This window comes from Blastococcus sp. TBT05-19 (assembly GCF_003319095.1).
Lineage (GTDB): Bacteria > Actinomycetota > Actinomycetes > Mycobacteriales > Geodermatophilaceae > Blastococcus.
Window position 1 is genome coordinate 204,663 of record NZ_QOHI01000007.1, and the last position, 19,787, is coordinate 224,449.

Consider the following 19,787-nt stretch of genomic DNA (forward strand, 5'->3'; position numbering starts at 1 on the left):
TCGCCGGCCCCACCGGGAACCCCCTGCTCCCCGTGTCGGCAGGGACGACGGGGGCGGCTGGGATCTACGGTTCCCGGGGGACGGTGACGACGCCTCCCCCTTCTGCGAGGATGAGGACATGACCGACCCCCGCCGTGATCTGCCGATGCACGAGGCGCAGCACTCGTTCGACGTCGTCCTGCGGGGGTACGACCGCAGTCAGGTGGCCGAGACCATCGAGCGGCTCGAGGCGGACTTCCGCATCGCCCTGGCCGACCGCGACGCCGCCGTGGCCCGCACCGCCGACATGGCCGGCCAGCTCTCCGCCCTGCACGGCGAGGTCGACGCGCTGCGCCGCAAGGCCGCGACGCAGTCCGCGCCGACGTTCGAGAACATCAGCGAGCGCATCCAGCACATGCTGCAGCTGGCCGAGGAGGAGGCGGGCGAGATCCGCCGCGCCGCCGAGGCCGACGCCATGGCCGTCCGCGAGCAGACCGCCGCCGAGGAGCGCGCCCTGCTGGAGCGGCACGCCGCCGGTCAGGCCGAGGTCGAGCGCATGCTCGGCGAGGCCCGCCAGACCGCCGAGCAGATCGCCCAGAAGGCGCAGATCCGCGCCGACGAGCTGGTCGGCAAGGCGCAGGAGCGCGTCGCCCGGCTCGACGCCGAGTCGCAGGCCCGCCGCGCGAAGGTCGAGGAGGACTTCGACATCGCGCAGCGCGCCCGTCGCGCCGAGGCCGCCCGGGTCGAGGAGGAGCGCGAGCGCGTCTCCACCCAGGCCGCCCGCCAGCGCATCTCGGCCGCCGAGCAGCACGCCGCGCAGCTCGTCGCCGAGGCCGAGGCCCGCGCCGAGGCCATCCGCGACGTGCGCGACGAGCTCACCTCGCGCCTGGTCCAGGCCCGCCGCCTGCTCGACGGCCTGCCCGACCTGAGCGACCGTCCCGAGCCGGCCCGGGACGAGGCCGCCCGCGGCACCCAGGCCGCGCAGCCCGCCCCGCAGCAGGCGCCGGCCGTCGAGCCGAAGCCCGCCCAGCCGGCTCAGGCCGCTCCGCCGGCCGCTGAGGTCACGACCGCCGAGCCCGCCACCCAGGCGCCGGCCCAGGTCGCCGGTCAGCAGACCGGTCAGCAGCCGGCGGTCCAGGTGACCCGCGGGGAGAGCGAGGCCGCCGCGGCGCGCCAGCCCACCCGGCAGGACCCGGCCACCGCCACCTTCCCGGCGGCGCCGCAGCGCTCCGAGGAGCCCGCCACCCGCCAGCTGCCCATGCCGCCCCGCCAGGGCGCGACCGGTTCCACCGCGGCGTCGCAGGCCGAGAGCACCCAGACGATCGACCAGCCCGTGGCGCCGGGTCGCTCCTGATCCTCGCGCCCCGCTCCACCGCAGCCCGCGTGCCCACGGCCCGCGGGCTGTCGGCCGTCCTGGCCCTGCTCGTGGCGGTGGGAGGCGCCGTCCTGGTCCCCGCACCCGCCCGGGCCGAGGAGCCCGGGCTGCTGCGGGTCGCCCACCTCTCCCCCGACACGCCGGCGGTCGACGTCTCGCTGACGTCCGCCGCCGCGCCGGGCACGGTGCTCACCGACCCCGGGCCCGTGGTCGCGGCCGAGCTGGCCTACGGCGCCCTCAGCGAGTACCGGGAGGTCCTCCCCGGCAGCCACGCGGTGAGCATCCGGGGCGCCGGTTCCGGTTCCGCCCCCGTGCTCTCGGCCCGGGTGGACGTGGCGCCGGGGCAGGTGCGCACCGTCGTCCTCGGCGGGGCGTTCGCCGACCTCGCTCTCTCCCCCACCGACGACGACCTCTCCCCTCCCCCGGCCGGTACCGCCCGCGTGCGGGTGCTGGCCGCGACGACCGAACCGACGGTGGACGTCTCGTTCGCCGGAGGCCTCGTACCGGCCTCGGACCTCCGCCCCGGGGAGGCCGGGGAGCCGCTGACCGTCCCCGGTGGGCGGTACCGGGCCTCGGTGACCGGCGCGGACCGCGAGGTGCCCCTCGACCTCGCCGCCGGCTCGGTGGTCACCCTGCTGGTGCTGGACGCTCCCGGCGGCGGGACGACGCTGCGGCCCGTGGTCGACGCCAGCGGCCCGGCCGTGCGGCCCGCGGGTGGCGTGGAGGCCGGCGGCGCCCCCCGGCTGCCGGGGACGGCGCTCACGACGGCGCTCGCCGCGGTCACGGGCGCGGGCTCGGCCGCCGTCCGCCTCGGCGAGGAGGCCACCGCGCCGGTGCGCCTGCGACTGCCCTCGGCGGGCGTCGATGCCCCGCTGACCGGGACGGGCCTCGACGGCGCGGGTGCCCTGGTGCCGCCCGCCGACCCCCTCGTGGCCGGATGGTTCACCGGTGGCCCGCGTCCCGGCGAGCGCGGCCCCGCCGTGGTCACCGGCCACGTGGACTGGGCCGGTCGCCCGGGAGCGCTGGCCGAGCTGTCCGGAGCCGCCGTGGGCGACGAGGTGGTGGTGGAGCGGGCCGACGGCACCGAGACCCGCTTCCGGGTCACCGCCGTCGACCGGTACGCCAAGGACGCGTTCCCCACCGAGCTGGTCTACGGGGCGACCGCCGGGGCCGAGCTGCGGCTGATCACCTGCGGCGGCCCGTTCGAGCGGGGCAGCTACCGGGACAACGTCGTCGTCACCGCGCAGGCTTCTTAACGGCGGCGGTCGCGGGAGCGCCAGCAGGTGGTGTGCCAGTGCCGGCGCCAGTCGGCCGCCGACTCGACGTCCCAGGGCTCCAGGTCCGAGTCGCGGGCGTAGGCCGGCCAGGTCACCACGTGCGGCGTCCCCGGGCGGATCTCCTGGTCGCAGCCGGGACAGCGGTAGGCCTTGCCGGCCGACGAGCCGGTGAGCGCCCGCACCACCCAGTCGCCGTCAGCGGCCTCCTCGACCGTCTCGACGCGACGAGCCGGCTCCCGACCGGAGGGTCGGGAGCCGGCTCGTGGGCGGCGACGGGGCACCCGTCAGCGGCTGGCGTAGTCCCGGAACCCGCGGCCGGTCTTGCGACCGAGGTAGCCGGCGGTGACCAGGTGCTCGAGCAGCGGGGCCGGCGCGAAGCCGGGCTCGCGGAACTCGGTGTAGAGCTCCCGCTCGATGGCCAGCGACACGTCCAGCCCGACGACGTCGAGCAGCTCGAACGGGCCCATCGGGTAGCCGCAGCCGACCTTCATGGCCGCGTCGATGTCGTCGGCGGTGGCGTAGTGCGCCTCGAGCATCTTCACCGCGTCGTTCAGGTACGGGAAGAGCAGCGCGTTCACGATGAAGCCGGCCCGGTCGGTGCAGGACACCGCGTGCTTCTTCAGCTCCGCCGAGACCGCGTGGATCGTGGCGGCGACGTCGGGCGCGGTGGAGATCGTGGAGACGACCTCCACCAGCTTCATCACCTGCGCCGGGTTGAAGAAGTGCATGCCCACGACGTCGGCCGGGCGGCCGCTGGCCTTGGCGCACTCGATCACCGGGAGGCTGGAGGTGGTCGTGGCGAGCACGGCACCGGCCTTGGCGATCTCGCCGAGGTTGGCGAACAGCGCCTCCTTGACCGGCAGCGACTCGACGACGGCCTCGATGATCAGGTCGCGGTCGGCCAGGTCGTCCAGCGAGGTGGTGCCGGTGACCCGGGCGAGGATCTCGTCGCGGGCGGACTCCTCGAGCCGGCCTCGCTGCACCTGCTTCTCCAGCGACTTGGTCAGGGCCCGGGTTACGGCCTCGACCTTCTCGGCCGCGCGGGCGACGAAGACCACGTCGAACCCGCCCTTGGCGACGACCTCGATGATGCCGGTGGCCATCGTGCCCGAGCCGACGACGCCCACGGTCCGCACCGGACGGGCGCCCTCGGCGGCACCGCCGGGGGTGGGGGTCTGCGCGTCGTCGACGACCTCGGCGGAGCCGGCCTCGGCGTAGCTGTAGAAGCCGCGGCCGGACTTCCGGCCGAGCAGGCCTGCGGTCATCATCTGCTTGATGATCGGGCTGGGCGCGTGCAGCCGGTTGCGCGACTGCTTGTACATCGTGTCGAGGATCTCGTAGGCGGTGTCGATGCCGATGAGGTCCATGAGCGCGAGCGGGCCCATCGGGAGGCCGCAGCCCAGCCGCATGGCCGCGTCGATGTCCTCGCGCGAGGCGTAGCGGTTCTCGTACATCGAGACCGCGTGGTTGAGGTAGCCGAACAGCAGCGCGTTGGCGATGAAGCCCGCGCGGTCACCGATGGTGACGTCGACCTTGCCCAGCCGGTCGGCCAGCGCCTCGACGTCCTCGACCACCGAGGGCTCGGTGACGACGGTCTGCACGACCTCGACGAGCTTCATGACCGGGGCCGGGTTGAAGAAGTGCATGCCGATGACCTTGCTCGGCCGGCCCGTGACGACCGAGAGCTCGGTGACCGACAGGCTCGAGGTGTTGGTCGCCAGGATGGTGTCCGGCGGGCAGATCTTGTCGAGCGCGGCGAAGACCTCGGCCTTGAGCTCCATGCGCTCCGGCACGGCCTCGATGACCAGCTCGGCGTTCGCCAGGTCCTCCAGCGAGTTGCTGAAGCGGATGCGCTCGAAGATCGTGTCCCGCTCGGCGGCGTCCAGCTTGCCGCGGGCCACGGCCCGGTCGGTGGACTGCTCCACGTGGCCGCGGCCACGTGCCAGTGCCTCGTCGGACACCTCGACCGCGGTGACCGACAGGCCCGCCCGCGCGAGCACCTCCGCGATGCCGGCACCCATGGTGCCCAGCCCCACGACGCCGACCTCGTTCAGTTCCCTGGCCACGCTGCCATCTCCCATCGCCGGTGATCGCGGGCAGTCTCTCACCCGGCGATCACCGCCGCGCGGGGGCTACCCGCCGGTAACTCAGAAGAGGCGCTGGGTGGGGTCGTCGGTCCCCTTGAGGACGGCGTAGTCGACCGTGACGCAGTCGATGCCGCGGTCCTGCGCGAGCACCTTCGCCTGCGGCTTGATCTCCTGCGCGGCGAACACGCCCTTCACCGGCGCGAGCAGCGGATCGCGGTTGAGCAGCTCCAGGTAACGGGTCAGCTGCTCCACGCCGTCGATCTCGCCGCGGCGCTTGATCTCCACCGCGACGACCTTGCCGTCGGCGTCCCGGCAGAGCAGGTCCACCGGGCCGATCGCCGTCGGGTACTCCCGCCGCACCAGCGTCCACCCCTGCCCGAACGTCTCCACGTGCAGCGCGAGCAGCCGCTGGAGCTCGGCCTCGACGCCGTCCTTCTGGAGGCCGGGATCGACGCCCAGCTCGTGCGCGTGGTCGTGCAGCACCTCGTCGATGGTGATGATCAGCTGCTCGCCGGCCTTGTTCGTGACCGTCCAGGTGCCGCTGCCGTCGTCCAGCTGCTCCTCGAGGCGGCAGGGCGGGCTCATCCAGTTCAGCGGCTTGTAGGCCCGGTCGTCGGCGTGGACGGACACCGAGCCGTCGGCCTTGACCAGCAGGAGACGGGTCGCCAGGGGCAGATGGGCGGTGAGCCGACCGATGTAGTCGACCGAGCAACGAGCGATGACCAGACGCACGGGCGCCGACGGTACCGGGCGGGCCGACGGCTCGCGCCGGCCCGGGCTTTTCGGGAAGTCATCGGCTCGCATGTGGTGGCGGAGGCCCTGCCGGGTCGAGAATGACACCCGTGGAAGAGGGCACCGGTCTCGGCGACGACTGGGTGCACTGGCTCCTCGACGCGGCGCGTGCCCGGCTGGGCATGGACGTCGCCTGGGTGTCGCTCTTCACCGAGGGGGACCAGCGGATCACCTCCGCGGTGGGTGACCTCGCGTCGATGAACGTGGTCGAGGGCATGAGCGCCCCGCTGGAGGGCTCCTACTGCGTGCGCGTGCTGAGCGGCCAGCTGCCACCGGTGGTGACCGGCGCGACCCGCGATCCCCGGACGCGCGACCTCGAGGTCACCGCCGACCTGAACATCGGCTCCTACGTCGGCGCCCCGGTGCGGGACGCCGACCACCGCCCCGTCGGCATGCTGTGCTGCGTCAGCCGCGGCCCCGGCACGCACCTGGACGCCGAGTCGGCACGCACCGTCGAGCTGCTCGCCGACCTCATCAGCGACCACCTGCGCAGCGGGTCCGCCGCGGCCGCGCGCGACCTGGCCGCCCGGCGCGAACGGGTGCGCTCCTTCCTCGTCCGCGGCGCGGTCGTCACCCACCTCCAGCCGGTCGTGGAGATGGCCACCGGCGCGGTCGTCGGGCACGAGGCGCTCAGCCGTTTCCCCGACTGGAAGGGCCCCGGCCCGGCGGGCCTGTTCAGCGAGGCCGCCGCCGTCGGGCTCGGGGTGGAGCTGGAGGAGCTCGCCGCGCGCGCCGCGCTCGAGGTGGCCCGGACGCTCCCGGCCGACCTGACCCTCGCCGTCAACCTCTCCCCCGAGGCGCTGACCTGCGACTCGGTCGTCCAGCTGCTGCTGGAGCACTGCGACTGCGACCTGGCAGTCGAGATCACCGAGCACAGCCGGATCGACGACTACGCGGCCGTCCTGAGCGCGACCGGGCGGCTGCGCGGGTCCGGCATCGGGGTGAGCGTGGACGACGCGGGCGCGGGCTACGCGAGCCTGCGGCACATCCTCCGGTTGCGTCCCGACGTCATCAAGCTCGACACCGGCCTGGTGATGGGGCTGCACGACGACCCCGCCCGCCAGGCGATGACCTCGGCGATGGTCGCCTTCGCCGGCGAGACCGGTGCCCGCCTGGTGGCCGAGGGGGTCGAGGAGGAGGCCGAGCGGGATGCGCTGCTCGCCCGCGGGGTGCGGTACGGGCAGGGCTACCTCTTCGGCCGGCCGCGCCCGGCGTACGACCTCGTGGCGTGAGGCGCCCGGCCACCGCCATCGGTGCGCTCCTCGTGCTCCTGGGCGCGTGCACCGGCCCGGGCCAGGAGCAGGCGCCCGAGGACCGTCAGGCCCCGCTCCCCGGGGAGCCGCCGGCCGTCGTCCTGCAGATCGGCGAGGTCGGGGGCTACGTGCCGGCCACCTACGCCCTGGCCCGACTGCCCGCGGTCACCGTGTACTCCGACGGCCGGGTCGTCACCCGCGCACCCGGGCCGGCACGGTTCCCCGAGCCCGCGCTGCCGGCCCTGCAGGTGCACCGCGTCGACCCCGGCGGACTGCAGGAGCTGGTCGGGCTGGCCGTGCAGGCCGGCGTGACGGAGACCGGCGACCTGGGTTCGCCCTCGGTCACCGATCTGCCCGACACCCGCTTCGAGCTGCGCGCCGGTCTGGACAGCGCCACGCGCCAGGTGTACGCGCTGGGCATCGGGTCGGGACCCGATGCCGACGGCAGGTACGGGCTGACGCCGGGGCAGGTCGCGGACCGCGAGCGGCTGTCACGGCTGGTCGAGCAGCTGCTCGACCTGCCCGGCACCCTCGGCCCCGACGGGGTGGAGGGTCCCGAGCCCTACGCCGTCCGGTCGGTCGCCGCCGTCGCCGCCGAGCTCGTCGAGCCCGGCCCGACCGCGCGGCCGTGGCCCGGCCCCCCGCTGGACGTGGCGGGGGTCGGCTGCGTCCTCGTGCCCGAGGACCAGGTCGGTCCGGTGCTCGACGCCGCGGCCTCGGCCACCGACCACACCCCCTGGACGACGGCGGACGGCCGGCGCTGGACGGTGCTGCTGCGCCCGCTGCTCCCGCACGAGTCCGGCTGCGAGGACCTCTCCCGGGGATGACGAACGGGCCCGGACCTCCTGGGAGGTCCGGGCCCGTGTCGCGGGGAGTGCTACACCGTGGCGGGGGTGCGCAGGTCGGCGTCGACGCCGCTCTGCTCCTCCACCTTCGCCAGCGGCTGGGCCGACGACGTCGAGCCGAAGCGCTCGACGTCGAGGATGCCCTCGCGCTTGGCCACGATGGTCGGGACCAGCGCCTGGCCGGCCACGTTCACCGCGGTGCGGCCCATGTCCAGGATCGGGTCGATCGCCAGCAGCAGGCCGACACCGGCCAGCGGCAGGCCCAGCGTGGACAGCGTGAGGGTGAGCATGACCACCGCGCCGGTCACGCCGGCCGTGGCCGCCGAACCGATCACCGAGACGAGCGCGATGAGCAGGTAGTCGGTGACGCCGAGGTCCACGCCGAAGAACTGGGCCACGAAGATCGCGGCCAGCGCCGGGTAGATCGCGGCGCACCCGTCCATCTTCGTCGTCGCGCCGAGCGGCACGGCGAACGAGGCGTAGGACCGCGGGACGCCGAGGTTCTGCTCGGTCACGCGCTCGGTCACCGGCAGGGTGCCGATCGAGGAGCGGGAGACGAAGGCCAGCTGGATGGCCGGCCAGGCGCCGGCGAACCAGCGCAGCGGCGAGAGACCGTGGGCCTTGAGCAGCACCGGGTAGACGACGAAGAGCACCAGGGCCAGGCCCGCGTAGACGGCGCCGGCGAAGACGCCCAGGCTGCCCAGGGAGTCCCAGCCGTAGCTGGCGACGGCGTTGCCGATCAGGCCGACGGTGCCGATCGGGGCCAGGAGGATGACCCACCACAGGACCTTCTGCACGATCGCCAGGGCGGAGCGCACGAAGCCGAGGAACGGCTCGGCGGCCTCGCCGACCTTGAGGACGGCCACGCCGATCGCGATCGAGATGACGATCAGCTGCAGCACGTTGAACGACAGGCCCACCGAGCCGTCACTGCCGGCGGAGGCCTGCAGCCCGAGGATGTTGCCCGGGACCAGCCCGGTGAGGAAGTCCCACCAGCCACCGGTCGTCGCGGGGGCCTCGGCGGCGGCCGCGTCGACCGAGCTGTTGCGGCCGGGCTGCGTCAGCAGGCCCAGCCCGATGCCGATGCCGACGGCGATCAGCGCGGTGATGCCGAACCACAGCAGGGTCTGGCCGGCCAGGCGGGCGGCGTTGGAGACCTGCTTGAGGTTCGCGATGGAGACGATGACCGCGGTGACGATCAGCGGCGGGACCAGCGCCTTGAGCAGCGCGACGAAGCTGCTGCCGATGGTCTGGAGGGTGCTGGTGAGCCAGTTCGGCGAGCCGTCGGAGACGGGGCCGATCTCGCGGGCGACGAGGCCGAGGGCCACGCCGACCACGAGGGCGAGGAGCACCTGTGCCGCGAAGGGCACACGGCGGAGACGAGCGAGCACGAGGGAGGGGCCTTTCGAGGAATCGGAACGGGACGACGAGCGCGGCCGGCGTCAACAGCCGGCGGTCGTCATCCGTCCGAAGTCCAGGGCACGCCGTCGCGTGAGGCCCCACAGGTTCTGCACGAGAGGGTCAATGCGAGCAGGCCCCGGCCCATGCCGGGTTGTGCTCGGTTTCACCCGGACGCGGGAACCCCGCCGCCGTCACGGCCGACCCGGCGTGCACCGCCGGCCGTGACGCGACCTCAGGCCGGTGCCGGCGAGAGGTGCTCGTGCACGCCCAGCCAGCGCCCGTCACGGCGCGCGAAGACGATCGTCTCCCGCTCGTGCAGGACGTCCTCGCCGTCGTTCGTGCGCACCGTCGTCCGGACCCGGTGGGTGAACACGCCGGTCTCGCCGAGGAGCTGGACGACCACGTCGGTGCTCTCGCAGGAGACGACCTGGAAACCGTCCTCGGCCACCCACCGTGCCCACTCCCGCCGGTACTCCTCGGTCGAGGTGAGCAGCCGGTCGGTGGTGTGGAACAGGAACGTGGCGTCCTCGGCGAAGCTGCCGAAGTAGGCCTCCAGGTCGCCACGTCCGAAGGCCTGCACGAGTGCCTCCGCGGCTGCCCTGACCTCCGCCTCGACCATCACGCGACCGGTTCCTGGGGACGGCGACCGGCCCGGTGCACCGAGGCGCGCGGATCGTCGACGACGGGCGCGGCCTCGCCGTCGCTGACCGGGACCCAGCGCGGGCCCTCGGGGCCGAAGGCGTGGCGGGGCTCCGGGAAGGCGAACAGCAGGGCCAGGTAGATCACGGCCGCCAGGCCGAGGGAGACCGGCAGGCTCACGTCGATGCCGCCGGCGACCGCGTTGCGGAAGGGCCCCTCGATCAGCGGCGGGTAGTTGGCGAAGAGCAGCCCGGCGATCGCCGAGGGGATCCACGCCGCCATGCCCCGCCAGTTGACCCCCTCGCTGAACCAGTAGCGCCCACCGGTCCGGCCCTGGTTGAAGACCTGCACGTCCTCGGGCGAGTAGTACCCGCGCCGGACGACGTAGCCGATGGTCATGATGATCATCCAGGGGGTCGTGCAGATGACGATCGCGCCGATGAAGGCGTTCACGCTGCCCAGCAGGTCGAAGGCCAGGCGGCCGACGAGGATGAAGACGAAGGCCAGCGCGCCGATGAACAGCGACGCCTGCACGCGGCTGAGCCGGGGGAAGACCGAGGAGAAGTCCAGCCCCGTGCCGTAGAGCGACGTCACGCCGGTGGACATGCCGCCGAGGAACGCCACCACGATCAGCAGCACCGCGTACCAGAGCGGCGACGCCTGGATCAGCGCCACCACGTAGTCGGCCTCTCCGGCGACCAGGGTCGCGGTGCCGACACCGAAGAGGAACGGCACGAGCGTGGCCAGCTGACCGAGGAAGGTGGCGCCCAGCAGCTTCGGGGTGGGCGTGCCCGCGGGGATGTAGCGCGACCAGTCGCCGAGGAACGCCCCGAAGCTGACCGGGTTCCCCATGACGATCAGCGCCGAGAGGATGAAGGTCGGCCAGAAGCTGCCCAGCGCGTACGCCTCGGGACCGGGGTCGTAGCCGAAGTCGAACAGCGACGCGTAGGCGACGATGCCGAGCAGCATGAGCACGGTGTTGGCGAGGACGACCACCTTGTTCACCAGCAGCATGAACTGGTAGCCGTAGACCACGACGACGATCACCAGCGCTCCGAGGACCGCGTAGATGATCCCGCGGAACAGGTCGGAGTCCTCCGTGCCGAACAGGCGGGTGGCCGCGCCGACGATCGCGTCGCCGCTGACCCACACCGAGATCGAGTAGAACGCGATCGCCGTCAGCAGCGAGAGGAACGAGCCGAGCACCCGGCCCCGGACGCCGAAGTGCGCACCGGAGGACACCGCGTTGTTCGTCCCCGTCCGCGGGCCGAAGAGGCCCATCGGCATGAGGATCAGCGCCCCGACCACGACGCCGACGAGCGTGGCGGCGACGGCCTGGCCCAGCGAGAGCCCCAGTAGGACCGGGAAGGTGCCGAGGATGACCGTCGCGAACGTGTTGGCGCCGCCGAACTGGATGCGGAACAGGTCGAAGGGCCGCGACGTGCGCTCGGCAGCGGGGATCGTGTCGATCCCGTGCTGCTCGATCTCGGTGACGCGGGGTCGCCGCGCCTCCGCGGCCGTCCCGGCCACAACGGGTCCGCTCATGTGCACCTCCGGGTGAGGCGGTGGTCCCGACCACCGCAGTGGGCGAAGATTAGGGGCAGAGTTGTCTGGGAGACAACTAAAGTTGCCCGAAAGTTTCGTGCGGCATGCTGCTCGTGGACTCGGGAGAGGGGACGACGTGGCCGGAGAGGTACGACGGCTGGCACGACCGCACGACCCCGCCGAGGCGCTGATCGGCGCCCGGCTGCGGGCGGCACGGCAGGCAGCGGGACTGACCCTCGCGGCGGTCGCCATCGAGGCGGGGCTCACCAAGGGCTTCCTGAGCCGGCTCGAGCGCGACGAGGTCTCGCCGTCGGTCGCCTCGCTGGTGTCGGTGTGCGGCATCCTCGGCATCGGGGTCGGGCAGCTGTTCGAGGCGCCCGAGACCTCGCTCGTGCGGGGCGACGAGGCCCCGCCGATCAACTTCGGCAGGCGCGGTCTCCGCGAGTACCTGCTCACCGCGGGCTCGCAGCGCCACCTGCAGGTGATCCGGTCCCTGGTCGAGCCGGGCGGCGGGAGCGGCCCGGAGCTCTACTCCCTGGCGTGCGAGGCGGAGTTCGTCTACCTGGTGGCCGGGGAGCTGCGGCTGCTGCTGCCCGGAGATCCGGTGGACCTGACCGCCGGTGACGCCTTCACCATGCCCGGCGCCACCCCCCACACGTGGCTCAACCCCTCGGCCGACACCGTCGCCGAGGTGCTGTGGGTCCTGAGTCCGGCACCGTGAGCGGCCCCCTGGTCCCGTCGGTGCGGGGCATCGTCGACCTCTCGCACCCGTTGGACGACGGCACCCCCGTCTACCCCGGGGACCCGGTCGCGCGGATCGAGCCCGCCACGACCATCGAGGAGCACGGCTACAACGTCCTGCACGTGCGGATGGGCTCGCAGACCGGCACGCACGTGGACGCCCCCTTCCACTTCCTCGAGGACGGCGCCCGCATCGACGAGCTCCCCCTGGAGCTGTTCCTCGGCCCGGCGGTCGTCGCAGACCTCCGCGGCCGGGCACCGCGCACCCCGATCACGTGGGCGGACCTGGCGCCGGTCGCCGACCGCCTCGGGCCCGGGCGCATGCTCCTGCTGCACACCGGCTGGGACGCGCACTGGGGCACCGACGCGTACTTCGCCCACCCGTACCTGGACGGCGACGCAGCACAGCGGCTGGTCGACGCCGGCGTCCGCACGATCGGCCTGGACGCGCTGAGCCTCGACGAGACGGTGCTGGACGGCGAGTCGGCGGGCGGGTTCGCCGCGCACCTCGCCGTCCTCGGCGCCGGGGGCGTGATCGTGGAGAACCTGCGGAACCTGTCCTCCGTCACCTCGGCCGAGCCGGTCGTCAGCGTGCTCCCGCTCCGGCTCACCGGAGCCGACGGCGCCCCGGTCCGGGCCGTGGCGTTCGACGTCGCCGGCTGACCCCCCGCCCGGGGGGTCAGCCGCCCGACGTCAGGCCGGCTCCGGCACCAACTCCGGAAGCCCGTTGGCCTCGCGGACGACGTCGACGACCTGGCCCATGATGTCGTTGAGCCCGAAGTCCTTGGGCGTGAACACCCGGGCGACGCCCTGCTCGCGCAGCCGGCGGGCGTCGCTGTCCGGGATGATCCCGCCGACGACCACCGGGACGTCGTCGAGACCGGCGTCCTTCAGGCCCTGGAGCACCGCCGGGACGACCTGGAGGTGCGAGCCCGAGAGCACCGAGAGCCCGACGACGTGCACGTCCTCCTCCACGGCGGCGGAGACGATCTGCGCCGGCGTGAGGCGGATGCCCTGGTAGATGACCTCGAACCCGGCGTCGCGGGCGCGCACGGCGATCTGCTCGGCGCCGTTGCTGTGCCCGTCGAGCCCCGGCTTGCCGACCAGGAAGCGCAGTCGGCCGCCCATCTCCTCACCGGTCGCCCGCACCCGCTCGCGGACCCCGAGGAGGGTCTCGTCGGCCTCGCCGCCACCCGAGGCGGCCGAGACGCCGGTCGGTGCCCGGTACTCGCCGAAGACCTCGCGCAGCACGCCGGACCACTCCCCCGTCGTGACGCCGGCACGGGCGCACTCCAGGGTCGCGTGCATCAGGTTGACGTCGCTGCTCGCGGCCTCGCGCAGCGCCTCCAGCGCCTTGTCGGCGGCCTCCTGGTCGCGCTCGGCCCGCCACTTCTTCACGGCCTCCTGCGCGGCGGCCTCGACGGCCGGGTCGACCGTCATGATCGCGGTGTCGAGGTCGGCGGTGAGCGGGTTGGGCTCGGTGGTGTCGAACTTGTTCACCCCGACGACGACGTCCTCGCCGCTCTCCATCCGGCGACGGCGCTCGGCGAGCGAGCCCACCAGCTGGCCCTTCATGTACCCCGACTCGACGGCGGTGACCGCGCCGCCCATCTCCTGCACCCGGGCGATCTCGGCGCGGGCGCCCTCGAGGATGTCGGCGACCTTCTTCTCCACCACGACCGAGCCGGTGAACAGATCCTCGTACTCGAGCAGGTCGGTCTCGTAGGCCAGCACCTGCTGCAGCCGCAGCGACCACTGCTGGTCCCACGGCCGGGGCAGCCCGAGCGCCTCGTTCCAGGCGGGCAGCTGCACGGCGCGGGCGCGGGAGTCGCGGGACAGCGTGACCGCGAGCATCTCCAGCACGATGCGCTGGACGTTGTTCTCCGGCTGGGCCTCGGTCAGGCCGAGGGAGTTGACCTGCACGCCGTAGCGGAAGCGGCGGTGCTTGGCGTCCTGGACGCCGTAGCGCTCCTCGGTCAGCTCGTCCCAGAGCTGGGTGAAGGCGCGCATCTTGCACATCTCCTCGACGAAGCGGACGCCCGCGTTGACGAAGAAGGAGATGCGCGCGACGACCTCGCCGAACTTCTCCTGCGGCACCTGGCCGGAGTCGCGCACGGAGTCCAGGACGGCGATCGCGGTGCTGATCGCGTAGGCGATCTCCTGCTCCGGCGTCGCCCCGGCCTCCTGCAGGTGGTAGCTGCAGATGTTAATCGGGTTCCACTTCGGCATGGTCGTCACCGTGTACGCGACCATGTCGGTGATCAGCCGCATCGACGGAGCCGGCGGGAAGACGTAGGTCCCCCGCGACAGGTACTCCTTGATGATGTCGTTCTGCGTCGTCCCGGCCAGCTTGCTGACGTCGTGCCCGTGCTCCTCGGCGACGGCCTGGTAGAGCGCCAGCAGCCACATCGCGGTCGCGTTGATCGTCATCGACGTGTTCATCTCGTCGAGCGGGATGCCGTCGAAGAGCGCGCGCATGTCACCGATGTGCGTGACCGGGACGCCGACCTTGCCGACCTCGCCGACGGCGAGCTCGTCGTCGGGGTCGTACCCGGTCTGCGTCGGCAGGTCGAAGGCCACCGAGAGACCGGTCTGGCCCTTGGCCAGGTTCCGGCGGTAGAGGGCGTTGGACTCGGCCGGCGAGGAGTGGCCGGCGTAGGTGCGCATGACCCAGGGACGGTCACGCTCCTCCGGCGATGACGGGAACGGCATACCGGCGGAGTGTAGGGCGGTTACCCGCGAGTAGCAGCTCCGCCGTGACGAGGTGTGCGGTGGCACACTCGATCGGGGGTTCCAGGAGGAGGTGCCGTGCCGTACGACGCAGCAGGACCGCTCGTCGCCGTGGTCGTGCTGGGGCTGCTCGCGCTGTTCACGCGGTGGGCCTTCGCCGGCCGGCCCGCGCCGTCGTCCCCGGTCGACGACGGGCTGCTGACCCGGGTAGCGACGCTCAGCCGACGGGAGTCGGCGCTGCAGCTGCGGGCGCTGCTCTCCGACGCCGGCATCCGCTCCACCGTCCGCTTCCCCGGCGCGCACCGCGCCGAGGTGCTGGTGTTCCCGGAGGACGCCGACCGCGCGCGTGCGCTCGCGGTCTCGTTCCGCAGCCCCGAGTGACTCAGCCGGGGCGCTGGGTCCGCTCCACCTGGGCGCCCAGGCCGCGCAGCTGCTCGACGAAGTCCGGGTAGCCGCGGTCGACGTGGTAGGCGTCCTGCACCTCGGTGACGCCGTCGGAGCACAGCCCGGCCAGCACCAGCCCGGCCCCGGCGCGGATGTCGCTGGCGAGCACCGGGGCGCTGGAGAACCGCTCCCGGCCGCGCACGACCGCGTGGTGCCCGTCGATGCGGATGTCCGCGCCCAGCCGGACGAGCTCGTTGACGAACATGAACCGGCCCTCGAACACGTTCTCGGTGATCAGGGCGGTCCCGGTCGAGACGGCGGCCAGCGCCACTGCCATCGGCTGCAGGTCGGTCGGGAAGCCGGGGAAGGGCAGGGTCACGACGTCGACGCACCGCGGGCGGTCGTCCATGGCCACGCGCAGCCCGTCGGGCACGACCTCGACGGTCGCGCCGGCGTCGGTCAGCTTGTCCAGCGCCACGGTGAGGTGCTCGGCCGTGGCGCGCTCGATGACGACGTCCCCGCGGGTCATGACCGTGCCGATCGCCCACGTGCCGGCCACGATCCGGTCCGGGACCGTCGTGTACTCGACCGGGTGCAGCTGCTCGACGCCCTCGACGGTGATGGTGGAGGTGCCCGCGCCGTCGATGCGCGCGCCCATCGCGGCGAGCAGCCGGCACAGGTCGACGATCTCCGGCTCGCGGGCGGCGTTGTCCACGACCGTGGTGCCCTGCGCGAGGACGGCGGCCATCACCAGGTTCTCGGTGGCCCCCACGGACGGGAAGTCCAGCCAGATCGAGGCGCCGGTCAGCCGCGGCGCGGTGGCGACCAGGAAGCCGTGCTCGCTGATGATCGTGGCGCCCAGCCGCTCCAGGCCGGAGATGTGCATGTCCAGGCCCCGGGAGCCGATCGCGTCGCCGCCGGGCAGGGCGACGCGCGCCGACCCGCACCGGGCGACCAGCGGACCGAGCACGTTGATCGAGGCGCGCATCCGGCGCACCAGGTCGTAGTCGGTCTCCGTGGACGGCTTCTCGGGGACGTCGATGGTGAGCCGGCCGCCGCCCCCGCTGCCCGGGGTGCGCTCGTAGGAGACGTCGCAGCCCAGCCGGCGCAGCACCTCGCTCATGATCGTGACGTCGAGGATGTCGGGGACCTCGTCGATCGTCGAGCGGCCGGTCGCCAGCAGGGTCGCCGCCATGAGCTTGAGCGCGCTGTTCTTGGCGCCGGTGACCCGAACACGTCCGGCCAGCCGCGCGCCGCCGGTCACCTCGAAGCAGTCCACCGGTCCACCCTAAGGCCCGTTGTGCGCCATCCGTTCCAGGCGCGGGCGGCCGCCGCCTACGCTCCACCCATGACCGTCCGGCTGACCCGCATCTACACGAAGACCGGTGACGCCGGTCAGACCCACCTCGGCGACATGAGCCGGGTCGCGAAGACCGATCCGCGGCTGGTCGCCTACGCCGACGTCGACGAGGCCAACAGCGTCCTCGGCGTCGCGCTGGCGCTGGGGCAGGTCGATGCGGAGATCGCCGACCTGCTGCGCAGCATCCAGAACGACCTCTTCGACATCGGCGCCGACCTGTGCACGCCGATCGCGGAGAACCCGGCCTACCCGCCGCTGCGGATCACCGCGGAGTACACCGAGCGGCTCGAGGCGGCCTGCGACACGTACAACGAGACGCTGCCCAAGCTGACCAGCTTCATCCTGCCGGGCGGCACCCCCGCCGCGGCGCTGCTGCACCAGGCCCGCGTCGTCGTCCGGCGGGCCGAGCGGAGCGTCTGGGCCCTGTTGGAGGCCGAGCCCGAGCAGACCAACGCCGAGACGGCGCGCTACCTCAACCGGCTCTCGGACCTGGTGTTCATCCTGTCGCGGGTGGCCAACCCGGACGGGGACATCCTCTGGGAGCCCGGCGCGCACAGCGGCGTGCACAAGCAGCGGGCCGCGAGCAGCGGGAACTGACCCCGCCGCGCTCAGCCAGCCGGTGGGGCGGACTCGACCCAGGACAGGAAGCCGGTGAGGGTCGAGGGCTCCATGGCCAGCTCCCGGGCACCCGCCGCCGTGCTGCACTCGAGCACGACGACGTCGCCGGGGAGCGCCAGGTCGTCCCGGCCGGCCGAGCGCTGCGAGAGCACCCGGAACTCGGCCCGGCAGAGTCGGTGCTGAGGACGCACCGAGAGCGACAGCGCGCGGTACCAGAGCAGCGCGTCGCCGCCGTACCAGGCGACGCCCACCGACCAGCGCGGTGAGCCGACCGGGCGGAGCCACATGGTGACCGCACCCAGCCCGGACAGCAGGAACCGGCGGCGCAGCAGGAAGACGACGACGACCAGCAGCAGCAGGACGCCGACCAGGATCAGCAGGGCCGTGGTCATGTCGTGCTACCGCCGCGCCCCGCCCGGATCAGACGCTCTCGCCGACAGCCCTCAGCCGGGACTGCGCGCGGCGCACAGCGGCCTGCGCGTCGGGGTCGTCCTTCTCGCCCTCGGCGCGGCGCAGGGCCTCGCGGGCCCGCTCCACGTCGATCTCGGAGGAGATCTCCGCCGTCTCGGCCAGGATGGAGACGCCTTCCCCGGTGATGGAGAGGAAGCCACCGTGCGCGGCGACGACCAGGTCCTCGCCCTCGGTGGTCCGGATCGTCACGACGCCGCCGTCGGCCAGCTGCGCCAGCACGGGCGCGTGGCCGGCCAGGATGCCCAGCTCGCCCTCGGTGGTGCGGGCGATCACGGTCGTGGCCTCGCCGGACCAGATCTTGCGCTCGACGGCCACCAACTCGACCTGCAGGGTCGCCACGACACTCCTCGGGGTCCAGGGTCCGGCGGCCCGTGAGCCGACGGCGGATGGGTCCACAATAGCGGCGTGTCGCAGGGCGGCCCCGGCCCGGGTGCTGCGGAGCGCGCCGTCCTACGCGGAGCGGCGGTAGAGCAGCGTCCAGCGCCCGACGCGGACCCACGGGTGCCGGACGCACGTCGACGGCGCCCACCCCTCGGTGTCGAAACCCGGGTCGGCGATCGTGACCGGGGCGTACGGCGGCCAGGTCCAGTCCCGGCTGCCCCGCTCCGGGGATCGCAGCACCCTGCTGTCCCGCTCCACGTCGCCCCTCGATCCGGCGCCCGTTGCGCGGGCGCGCCTGCGGAGATGGTCGGCAGCTCACGGCTGCCCACGCAGGGACGGCCGACCGGAATCACCCGATCGGGCGATGGGATCGCGCCCTCAGTGCCCCGGAACGGCGACGGCCGGACCCCCTCGCGGGGATCCGGCCGACGCCGTGACGTGCTGGGAGCTCAGCTCTTCTTGAGCTTGTCGGCGTTGCGCTCGAGGTCCTCGAGGCCACCGCACATGAAGAATGCCTGCTCCGGCAGGTGGTCGTAGCTGCCCTCGGTGAGCGCCTTGAACGCCTCGAGGGTCTCCGACAGCGGCACGAACGATCCGGGCTGACCGGTGAAGGCCTCGGCCACGAACATGTTCTGCGAGAGGAAGCGCTCGATGCGCCGGGCCCGGTTGACCGTGACCTTGTCCTCCTCGCCGAGCTCGTCGATGCCGAGGATCGCGATGATGTCCTGCAGCTCCTGGTAGCGCTGCAGGATCTGCTTCACCCGCTGGGCGATGGAGTAGTGCTCCTCGCCGACGTACTGCGGGTCGAGGATCCGGCTGGTGGAGTCCAGCGGGTCCACGGCCGGGTAGATGCCCTTCTCCGAGATCGGCCGCGACAGGTTCGTCGTGGCGTCCAGGTGCGCGAAGGTCGTGTGCGGCGCCGGGTCGGTGATGTCGTCGGCGGGCACGTAGATCGCCTGCATCGAGGTGATCGAACGACCCCGGGTCGAGGTGATCCGCTCCTGCAGCTGACCCATCTCGTCGGCCAGCGTCGGCTGGTAACCCACGGCCGACGGCATGCGGCCCAGCAGGGTCGACACCTCCGAGCCGGCTTGGGTGAACCGGAAGATGTTGTCGATGAAGAGCAGCACGTCCTGGTTCTGCTCGTCGCGGAAGTACTCCGCCATCGTCAGCGCGGAGAGCGCGACGCGCAGACGCGTGCCCGGCGGCTCGTCCATCTGGCCGAAGACCAGCGCGGTGGACTCGATGACGCCGGACTCGGTCATCTCCGTGATGAGGTCGTTGCCCTCACGGGTGCGCTCGCCGACACCGGCGAACACCGACACACCACCGAACTCCTGCGCGACGCGACGGATCATCTCCTGGATGAGGACCGTCTTGCCGACGCCGGCACCACCGAACAGGCCGATCTTCCCGCCGGCCACGTAGGGCGTCAGCAGGTCGATGACCTTGATGCCGGTCTCCAGCATCTCGGTGCGGCCCTCGAGCTGGTCGAACCGCGGCGGCTGGCGGTGGATGCCCCAGTGCAGCGCGTCCTCGGCGTGGCCGGGGGTGTCCAGGCACTCGCCGAGGGCGTTGAACACGTGGCCCTTGGTGACGTCACCGACGGGGACCGAGATCGGCTTGCCCGTGTCGGAGACCTCGGCGCCACGGACGAGGCCGTCGGTCGGCGCCATCGAGATGGTGCGGACGACGTTCTCGCCGAGGTGCTGCGCGACCTCGAGGGTCAGCGTCTTGCTGAGGTCGGCGAGCGTGACGTCGACCTTCAGGGCGTTGAACAGGTCGGGCATCGCGTCGCGGGGGAACTCGACGTCGACGACCGGCCCGGTGACCCGCGTGACGCGGCCGGTGGCCTGCGTCTGCTGGGTGGACGGACGGTCCTCGGTGACGGTCATCTGTAGTGCTCTCC

General features: G+C 73.0%; 20 protein-coding genes. 8 read left to right on the forward strand and 12 right to left on the reverse strand.

All coding sequences use genetic code 11. The annotated features are described in order from the left end of the window. Positions 1-118 precede the first annotated feature (118 nt). Positions 119-1,333: a hypothetical protein gene (locus DQ244_RS17960; RefSeq protein WP_113812862.1), complete on the forward strand. Its 1,215-nt coding sequence runs from the start codon at positions 119-121 to the stop codon at positions 1,331-1,333. A gap of 29 nt (positions 1,334-1,362) precedes the next feature. Beyond that, the gene (locus DQ244_RS17965; RefSeq protein ID WP_113812863.1) at positions 1,363-2,610 is read left to right on the forward strand and encodes a DUF4397 domain-containing protein; all 1,248 of its coding nucleotides are present in this window, start codon (positions 1,363-1,365) and stop codon (positions 2,608-2,610) included. Here the strand turns inward: DQ244_RS17965 and DQ244_RS17970 are convergent. The 3 genes from DQ244_RS17970 to nucS form a co-directional block, all read right to left on the reverse strand. Next, positions 2,607-2,912, reverse strand: coding sequence for a hypothetical protein (locus DQ244_RS17970; RefSeq protein WP_113812864.1), 306 nt, complete (start codon positions 2,910-2,912; stop codon positions 2,607-2,609). The genes DQ244_RS17965 and DQ244_RS17970 overlap by 4 nt on opposite strands. A 3-nt stretch (positions 2,913-2,915) precedes the next feature. Beyond that, positions 2,916-4,697, reverse strand: coding sequence for a 3-hydroxyacyl-CoA dehydrogenase family protein (locus DQ244_RS17975; RefSeq protein ID WP_113812865.1), 1,782 nt, complete (start codon positions 4,695-4,697; stop codon positions 2,916-2,918). An 81-nt stretch (positions 4,698-4,778) separates the two neighbouring features. Then, complete coding sequence (nucS, locus tag DQ244_RS17980) at positions 4,779-5,450, reverse strand: endonuclease NucS (RefSeq protein ID WP_113812866.1); 672 nt, start codon at positions 5,448-5,450, stop codon at positions 4,779-4,781. Between the two features lie 110 nt (positions 5,451-5,560). On the opposite strand from nucS, the gene DQ244_RS17985 reads away from it, so the two are divergent. Continuing rightward, complete coding sequence (locus DQ244_RS17985; protein ID WP_158544610.1) at positions 5,561-6,742, forward strand: EAL domain-containing protein; 1,182 nt, start codon at positions 5,561-5,563, stop codon at positions 6,740-6,742. Continuing rightward, positions 6,739-7,590: a hypothetical protein gene (locus tag DQ244_RS17990; protein WP_113812868.1), complete on the forward strand. Its 852-nt coding sequence runs from the start codon at positions 6,739-6,741 to the stop codon at positions 7,588-7,590. Before DQ244_RS17985 ends, DQ244_RS17990 begins: the two co-directional genes overlap by 4 nt. Before the next feature lie 50 nt (positions 7,591-7,640). Here DQ244_RS17990 and DQ244_RS17995 read toward each other — a convergent pair whose 3' ends face one another. The 3 genes from DQ244_RS17995 to DQ244_RS18005 all read right to left on the reverse strand — a co-directional run bounded on the left by DQ244_RS17995 (position 7,641) and on the right by DQ244_RS18005 (position 11,193). Next, positions 7,641-8,978 (reverse strand): dicarboxylate/amino acid:cation symporter, encoded by a 1,338-nt coding sequence (locus tag DQ244_RS17995; protein ID WP_233491710.1) that lies wholly within the window; start codon positions 8,976-8,978, stop codon positions 7,641-7,643. 263 nt (positions 8,979-9,241) lie between these two features. Beyond that, a complete protein-coding gene (locus DQ244_RS18000) occupies positions 9,242-9,628 on the reverse strand; it encodes a nuclear transport factor 2 family protein (protein WP_113812954.1) in 387 nt (128 codons plus the stop codon). Then, positions 9,628-11,193 carry a cytosine permease gene (locus tag DQ244_RS18005; protein ID WP_113812870.1) on the reverse strand — a complete coding sequence of 522 codons (1,566 nt, stop codon included), beginning with the start codon at positions 11,191-11,193 and terminating at the stop codon, positions 9,628-9,630. Before DQ244_RS18005 ends, DQ244_RS18000 begins: the two co-directional genes overlap by 1 nt. A 136-nt stretch (positions 11,194-11,329) precedes the next feature. Here DQ244_RS18005 and DQ244_RS18010 point away from each other — a divergent pair, with 136 nt between their 5' ends. Beyond that, positions 11,330-11,914, forward strand: a complete 585-nt coding sequence (locus tag DQ244_RS18010; protein ID WP_113812871.1) for a helix-turn-helix domain-containing protein — start codon at positions 11,330-11,332, stop codon at positions 11,912-11,914. Next, positions 11,911-12,597, forward strand: coding sequence for a cyclase family protein (locus DQ244_RS18015; RefSeq protein ID WP_199580466.1), 687 nt, complete (start codon positions 11,911-11,913; stop codon positions 12,595-12,597). Before DQ244_RS18010 ends, DQ244_RS18015 begins: the two co-directional genes overlap by 4 nt. Positions 12,598-12,627: 30 nt before the next feature. Here DQ244_RS18015 and DQ244_RS18020 read toward each other — a convergent pair whose 3' ends face one another. Then, complete coding sequence (locus tag DQ244_RS18020) at positions 12,628-14,646, reverse strand: protein meaA (RefSeq protein WP_113812872.1); 2,019 nt, start codon at positions 14,644-14,646, stop codon at positions 12,628-12,630. A gap of 96 nt (positions 14,647-14,742) precedes the next feature. Between DQ244_RS18020 and DQ244_RS18025 the strand changes: the two genes are divergently transcribed. Next, positions 14,743-15,045, forward strand: coding sequence for a hypothetical protein (locus tag DQ244_RS18025; RefSeq protein WP_113812873.1), 303 nt, complete (start codon positions 14,743-14,745; stop codon positions 15,043-15,045). 1 nt (position 15,046) lies between these two features. On the opposite strand, the gene murA is transcribed toward DQ244_RS18025, so the two are convergent. Then, the gene (gene murA / locus DQ244_RS18030; RefSeq protein ID WP_113812874.1) at positions 15,047-16,327 is read right to left on the reverse strand and encodes a UDP-N-acetylglucosamine 1-carboxyvinyltransferase; all 1,281 of its coding nucleotides are present in this window, start codon (positions 16,325-16,327) and stop codon (positions 15,047-15,049) included. A gap of 69 nt (positions 16,328-16,396) precedes the next feature. On the opposite strand from murA, the gene DQ244_RS18035 reads away from it, so the two are divergent. After that, the gene (locus DQ244_RS18035) at positions 16,397-17,005 is read left to right on the forward strand and encodes a cob(I)yrinic acid a,c-diamide adenosyltransferase (RefSeq protein WP_113812956.1); all 609 of its coding nucleotides are present in this window, start codon (positions 16,397-16,399) and stop codon (positions 17,003-17,005) included. Positions 17,006-17,016: 11 nt separating this feature from the next. Here DQ244_RS18035 and DQ244_RS18040 read toward each other — a convergent pair whose 3' ends face one another. The 4 genes from DQ244_RS18040 to atpD all read right to left on the reverse strand — a co-directional run bounded on the left by DQ244_RS18040 (position 17,017) and on the right by atpD (position 19,773). Further along, positions 17,017-17,418, reverse strand: coding sequence for a DUF2550 domain-containing protein (locus tag DQ244_RS18040; RefSeq protein WP_113812875.1), 402 nt, complete (start codon positions 17,416-17,418; stop codon positions 17,017-17,019). Between the two features lie 28 nt (positions 17,419-17,446). Further along, positions 17,447-17,836 carry a F0F1 ATP synthase subunit epsilon gene (locus DQ244_RS18045; RefSeq protein WP_113812876.1) on the reverse strand — a complete coding sequence of 130 codons (390 nt, stop codon included), beginning with the start codon at positions 17,834-17,836 and terminating at the stop codon, positions 17,447-17,449. Between the two features lie 111 nt (positions 17,837-17,947). Next, positions 17,948-18,118 carry a hypothetical protein gene (locus DQ244_RS19480; protein ID WP_158544612.1) on the reverse strand — a complete coding sequence of 57 codons (171 nt, stop codon included), beginning with the start codon at positions 18,116-18,118 and terminating at the stop codon, positions 17,948-17,950. 209 nt (positions 18,119-18,327) lie between these two features. Continuing rightward, complete coding sequence (gene atpD / locus DQ244_RS18050) at positions 18,328-19,773, reverse strand: F0F1 ATP synthase subunit beta (RefSeq protein ID WP_113812877.1); 1,446 nt, start codon at positions 19,771-19,773, stop codon at positions 18,328-18,330. Positions 19,774-19,787 lie beyond the last annotated feature (14 nt).